Origin of the sequence: Streptomyces sp. SID5910, assembly GCF_009862125.1 — a bacterium.
In the GTDB taxonomy this organism is placed as follows: Bacteria; Actinomycetota; Actinomycetes; order Streptomycetales; family Streptomycetaceae; genus Streptomyces.
In genome coordinates this window covers 1-6,316 of sequence record NZ_WWHX01000201.1, presented here as the reverse complement: position 1 = coordinate 6,316, position 6,316 = coordinate 1, and the positions used below count along the sequence as shown (strand labels likewise).

Sequence of the window (6,316 nt, the reverse complement as noted above, 5' to 3'; positions counted from 1 at the left end):
CCCCCACCCCCACGGCACCCCGTGCCGCCGGTGCCGCCCACCTCCCCGCCGCTCCCGTCGCCCGTGTCAGCAGGGCGCCCGCTGCCCCCGCGCCCGCGCCCCACGCGGTGCCCAGGAGCAGCGCCGGGCCGAGGTGGCCGCGCAGGGCGATGCCCGCACCGAACGCGTCGATGCCGAGTACCGACAGCGAGGCGTCCACGGACACCTCCGTCAGCAGGACCGCCAGCGGCAGCGTCAGCGCCGTGGCGAGCCCGAGCCGTAGCGCACACCGCCCGGCGAAACCGGGGCCGCGCGTCACCGGCGTCCGCGCCGCCGTCAGCACCCCCGCCAGCAGCATCAGCGCCGCCGCGGCCACGCCCAGCAGCCAGACCCGCCCGTCCAGCTCCGCCAGCCGCCCCAGCGTGACCGGCTCGTCGGCGCCGCCGCCCAGCAGCTCGTCCAGCGGATCCGGCAGGAACCGGGTCAGCGCCCCCGTCGCCCGCCCGTCCCACGGCACGAACAGGCCGACCGGCACGCCCAGCCAGACCCCGTTCGGCGCGCCCAGCAGCGCGGCCCCCGCGATCCGGCGCGGATGGTCGTCGCCGGTCGCCGCGTACGCCGCCGCCGCGTACCCCGCGGCCACCGCGGTCAGCGCCACCGTGACCAGCGAGGACACGGCCGGCCGCACCACCCGGTGCACGGCCCCGCACCCGCGCGGCAGCGGCGTCCGGCGTGACGCCAGCAGCGCGATCAGCAGCACCCCGACGCACCAGACCAGTCCCCCCAGCAGCGTCGCCCCGGTCTCGACACGGAAGCCGACCGCGGCCTCGGCACCGACCAGGTCACCGATCCGGTCGGGCAGCAGCCCGCCGAGGTCCCCGAGATCACCGAGCCCCGGGACCTCCACGCCGCCGCCCCCACCGCCCGGCAGGTCGTCGAGCCCGAGCGAGCCGCCGTCGATCGTCACGACGTCGTGCCCCGCCCAGGCAAGCCCGCCCAGCATCGCCACGAACAGGGCCGTCACCGTGCCCGCGCGGGCGAGGAGTTCGGCGGGCGCGACCACAACTCCCGCCGCTCGCAGGGAACGCAGGAAGAAGAACGACAGCAGCACCGCGCCGACGAGCCCCACCCCCAGTGGCGTGATCTCGATGGCCGTATGCGCCTCGGCACCTTTCAGCCCGAACGCGGACACAACGCCGGACGGCGTGACCGAACCGCCCGCGCCGAGGGCCACGACCGCCGCCGTCATCGGGCCCAGCGAGCCCGCCGCGTCGGCGTCCAGCAGCCGCAGACCGAGCGCCGCCGTCCCCGCCATGCCTATCAACGCCCAGCTCACGGAGGCGATCGCGGACAGGACCACGTCCGCCCACGGCACCCTGGTCCCGTGACCCTCGTTCCCGACGCTCGTGGACGCGCTCATGGCAGACCCCCCGATCCGCGGCGCGGCGGGGTTGCCGCGCAATGTCCCCCTCGCGTGGATTACCACTCTCCGGGCAGGTTTCAACCCCGTCAACGGAAACGGCCGGTGGGCCTGTGCGCGGTTTTCACAAGGCCCGACTTTCGGTCAGGGGGCCGGGCCTGGAATAGTTCCCCCCGATGTTCGACATCCCTAGACTCCCCGCGACGGGGGCAATTCGGGGGACAACTCAGTGGGGCATGGAGTGCCGGAACTCGTACTGGAATCTAATGGACGGACCTGGACGCTCGATCCGTCCCGGTCTTACGCGCTCGGGCGCGATCCGCAGGGGGAGCTCGTCTTCGACGACGCCAGGGTGTCCTGGCGACACGCCACGATCAGCTTCAACGGCCGCGGTTGGGTCGTGGAGGATCACGGCAGCACCAACGGCACGTTCGTGCAGGGGCAGCGGATCCAGCACATGGAGCTGGGCGCCGGCACGGTCGTGAACCTGGGCAACGCGACCGACGGACCGCGCCTGAGCCTGACCGCCGGGCAGTCCGCCGCCGGCACGCCGCAGGCCCAGCCGCAGCAGCAGCCGTACGCCGCGCAGGGCGCGAACGCGGGCTGGGCGCAGCAGGCACCGGCGCAGGAGCCACCGCAGCAGACCCCGCACCAGCAGGCCCCGCACCAGCAGAGCCCGCACCAGCAGGGACAGCCGCAGCAGGGACAGCACCAGCAGGGACAGCCGCACGGCCAGCAGGCCGGCTGGCAGCAGCCGCAGCCGCAGCAGGCCGTACCGCAGCAGCCCGCACCGCAGCCGCAGCAGTCCGCGGCGCACTTCCCCCAACAGCACGGACCCGGCGGCGCGGCGGGGGCGCCGCCGGTCTACGGGGACCGCAGCCCGACCACGTTCCACCAGTTCTCGCTCGGCCGCGTCATGCGCATCGGCCGTGCCCTGGAGAACGACCTGGTCGTCTCCGACCTCCAGGTCTCCCGCAACCACGCCGAGTTCCACGCGACGCCCGACGGCCGCATGGAGATCCGCGACCTCGGTTCGCACAACGGCACGTACGTCAACGGCCAGCCGATCGCCAAGGGCGGCTCCCAGCTGCTCGGCCCGACCGACATCGTCGGCGTCGGCCACTCGACGTTCCGGATCGTCGGGGACCGGCTGGAGGAGTTCGTCGACACCGGCGAGGTGTCCTTCTCCGCCCGGCACCTGACCGTCACCGTCGACGGCGGCAAGCAGATCCTCAAGGACGTCTCCTTCGGCGTCCCCGAGAAGTCGCTGATCGCGGTCATCGGCCCGTCCGGCTCCGGCAAGTCGACCCTGCTCAAGGCGCTCACCGGCTACCGGCCCGCCGACCAGGGCGAGGTCCTCTACGACAACCGTGACCTCTACAAGCAGTTCGCCGAGCTGCGCCAGCGCATCGGTCTGGTCCCGCAGGACGACATCCTGCACAAGGAGCTGACCGTCAAGAAGGCCCTGAAGTACGCGGCCAAGCTGCGCTTCCCGGCCGACACCACCGGCGCGGAGCGCGACGCCCGCATCGACGAGGTGCTGCGCGAGCTCAAGCTCGACATCCACAAGGACAAGAAGGTCACCTCCCTGTCCGGCGGCCAGCGCAAGCGCGTCTCCGTCGCCCTGGAGCTGCTGACCAAGCCGTCGCTGATCTTCCTGGACGAGCCGACCTCCGGCCTCGACCCGGGCATGGACCGCGACGTCATGCAGCTGCTGCGCGGGCTCGCCGACGACGGCCGCACGGTCCTCGTCGTCACCCACTCGGTGGCCGAGCTGGCGATCTGCGACAAGCTGCTGGTGATGGCGCCGGGCGGCTCGGTCGCCTACTTCGGCCCGCCCGAGGAGGCGCTGAACTTCTTCGGCTACGACACCTGGGCCGACGTCTTCTCCGCCTTCGAGAACTACCGCGACTACGACTGGGCGGGCCGCTGGAAGGGCTCGCAGCACTACCAGATGTACGCCGCGGACATCGACGCCGTCGCCCCGCAGGCCGTACAGGTCCCGCCGATGCAGGCGATGAAGCCGCCGAAGCCGCAGGGCTGGATGTCGCAGTTCGTCACGCTGGTGCGCCGCTACATCTCGGTGATCGCCTCCGACAAGGGCTTCCTCGCCCTGATGGTGATCCTGCCGGCCGTGCTCGGCGCGGTGAGCCTGCTCATCGACGCGGACAAGGGCCTGCTGCCCAACCCGGCCAACCCGAAGACCGGCCGTATCATCCCGAACGGCACCGCCACCACGGTCCTGCTGATCCTCGCGGTCGGCGCCTGCTTCGCCGGCGCCGCGAACTCCGTCCGTGAGCTGATCAAGGAACGGGTCATCTACGAGCGGGAGCGCGCGACCGGCCTGTCGCGGTCCGCGTACCTGATGTCGAAGGTGTTCGTGCTCGGCATGATCACCGTCTTCCAGGGCCTGCTGGTCGGCGTGATCGGCTTCGCCAGCCGGGAGATCCCGCAGGAGGGCCTGATCCTCGGCAGCGCCACCATGATCGAGCTCTCCCTGCCGATCATGGCGCTGGGCTTCACCTCGATGATGTTCGGCCTGATCATCTCGTCGCTGGTGAAGACCGCCGAGAAGACCATGCCGCTGCTGGTCATGTTCGCGATCATCCAGGTCGTCTTCACCGGCTGCCTCTTCGCGCTGAACGGCGCGGTCGGCGTCAACCAGTTCTCGTACCTGATGCCGTCCCGCTGGGCGGTCGCCGCCGCGGGCGCCACACTGGACTTCAACAGGATCAGCCCGCCCGAGGAGGGCGCCGGGACGGACCCGCTGTGGGAGCACTCCGCCGGCGCCTGGGGCATGGACATGGCCGCGCTGATCGTCCTCGGCGTGATCTGCGGCTTCTTCGTGGCCCGCTTCCTGCGCCGCCACGAGCCCGAGGTCATGCGCAAGTAGGCCCGGCAGTACGCCCCGAAGGGCGGCACCCCGTCAGGAGGGTGCCGCCCTTCGGCGTTCGGCGAACGTCGGCGTGAAGAGGTCCGCGCCGACCTCAGTACGCGCTGTTGACGTTGTCCATGGAGCCGTACTTGTCCGCGGCGTAGTTGCAGGCGGCGGCGATGTTGGCCACCGGGTCGTAGATGTCCCAGGACGTACCCGCGACGTGGTACGCCTTGAAGGTCGGCGGGATGACCTGGAGCAGGCCCTTCGACGGGATGCCGTTGATGGCGTTGATGTCCCAGTCGTTGATGGCCTTCGGGTTGCCGGAGGACTCCCGGATGATGTTGCGGTGGATACCGCTGTAGGTGCCCGGGATGTCGTGCTTGGCCAGGATGGCCCGGGCCTCGCGGATCCAGCCGTCGAGGTTGTTCGGGTAGCTCTTGACGGAGGCCTTCTTGACCTCGGCGCGCTTGGCGGACCGGCTCGCGGTCTCCTTCGCCTCACGCTTGGCGGCGGCCTTCTTGGCAGCGGCGGCCTTCTCGGCGGCCGCCTTCTTCTGCGCGGCGGCCTGCTTCGCGGCCGCCTCCTTCTGCGCCTCGATCGCGGCGACCTTCTGGCTCGCACCGGCGAGCTGGTCGGCGACGCCGGCGTGCACGTCCTTGATCTGCTGCTGGCTGCTGTACGCCACCTTGGCCGCCGGAGCGGCCTCGCTCGTGGTCGTCGTCTGCGCGCCGGCCGGGAAGGCGGCGAGGGCCACGGCGGTGACGCCGAGCGTGCCGACACCGGCGAACGCGACCTTCTGGGCCCGGTTCAGCTGCTGGGCGCGGTCGAGGGAACGGCGATAACCACGGGTGAGGATGTTCTTGGGCATGGCGGGATAGACCTCTTCGAATAGCGCGGAGGTCGCTCTCGTCCGGTGGGGACAGGGGTGCTTCTTGCACAAGCGCCTCGGAGGAACCCACGGCGCTGAGCGACGAGAGCAATTCTTAGCGGCCGCAAAATCCGAAGGCAAAGGTGTGACGTACGAAGCCGGGTAGTGGATCAGGGTCCGGCAAAAAGGGGCAGACAGGACTGTCTGCCCCGGTCAAAACGGACGAGTCGTTCTCCTACTCCCCTTCGTACGTGACGTGCACCCTATGCGGGGGCTCACACCGGAGGCCATGCCATCTCACTGCGGGTTGCTTGAGCAATGCGTTCTGTGAGCGGCTTTCGGAGGCTCTCCTACCGCAGGAGGAGATGCACGTCCCCGAACTCGTGCCACAGGTAGCGCCCGCGCACCGCCTCCTCGTACCCGCGGTCGATCGCCGCACGTCCCGCCACCGCCTCCAGCATCAGCAGATGCGACGCCTCCGGCTCGTGCAGCCCCGTCAGCAGCCCGTCCACCACCCGCACCCCGCGCTCCGGAGTGACGACCAGACCGGTCCACCCCTCCCGGGCCCGTACGACCCCGTCGCCGCCGGCCGCCGACTCCACCGCACGCACGGCCGTCGTCCCCACGGCCACGACCCGCCCGCCGCCCGCCCGCGCCGCGTTGATCAGCCGCGCCGAGGCCTCCGGCACGCGGAACCGCTCCGGATACGGCGGCTCGTGCGCCTCCGCCGACGCCACCCCCGTGTGCAGCGTCACCGGCGCGAACTGCACCCCCCGGCTCACCAGCTCCGCCACCAGCCGCGCCGTGAAGGGACGCGCGGCACTCGGCATCTCCGCACTCCCCGTCCCGTCGGGCGACGGCAGCGCGAACACGGTCTGGTACACGGACAACGGCTGGTCCCGCTCCGTGTAGGAGTAGCGAATGGGCCGCCCGTGCTCCCGCAGCACCGCCGGCACCTCCGCCCCGGCCGCCCGCGCCCACCACAGCCGCTCCCCGCGGGCACTCAGCGGCTCCTCCAGCACCAGCCACCCGCCGCCCGGCAGCCGCACCTCCTCACCCCTCCTTCCCGCACGCGCGCGCGTGGTGCCCCGCCCGTCCGGCTCCCGCAGCTCCACCGCCCAGCGGCCGTCGTCCCCGCGCGTGGAGAAGTGCACCACCACGCGCGCGTCCC

General features: G+C 71.8%; 4 protein-coding genes. 1 reads left to right on the top strand and 3 read right to left on the bottom strand.

What is annotated here, in order from left to right; translation table 11 throughout:
• Positions 1-1,399, bottom strand: a 1,399-nt coding sequence (locus tag GTW67_RS07205; RefSeq protein WP_161163968.1) for a streptophobe family protein, incomplete at its 3' end; no start/stop codon positions are given.
• 241 nt (positions 1,400-1,640) lie between these two features.
• On the opposite strand from GTW67_RS07205, the gene GTW67_RS07200 reads away from it, so the two are divergent.
• Entirely contained in the window at positions 1,641-4,292 is a 2,652-nt protein-coding gene (locus GTW67_RS07200) for an ABC transporter ATP-binding protein/permease (protein ID WP_346010586.1), read from the top strand.
• 94 nt (positions 4,293-4,386) lie between these two features.
• Here GTW67_RS07200 and GTW67_RS07195 read toward each other — a convergent pair whose 3' ends face one another.
• Together GTW67_RS07195 and GTW67_RS07190 are read right to left on the bottom strand one after the other, a co-directional pair.
• Entirely contained in the window at positions 4,387-5,145 is a 759-nt protein-coding gene (locus GTW67_RS07195) for a transglycosylase SLT domain-containing protein (protein ID WP_161163966.1), read from the bottom strand.
• Positions 5,146-5,495: 350 nt separating this feature from the next.
• On the bottom strand, positions 5,496-6,316 hold an 821-nt coding region (locus GTW67_RS07190; protein WP_161163965.1), incomplete at its 5' end, for an S-adenosylmethionine:tRNA ribosyltransferase-isomerase.

Excerpts from the sequence above, each read along its gene's own strand:
- GTW67_RS07195 (WP_161163966.1), bottom strand. The coding sequence starts at position 5,145 with ATGCCCAAGAACATCCTCACCCGTGGTTATCGCCGTTCCCTCGACCGC.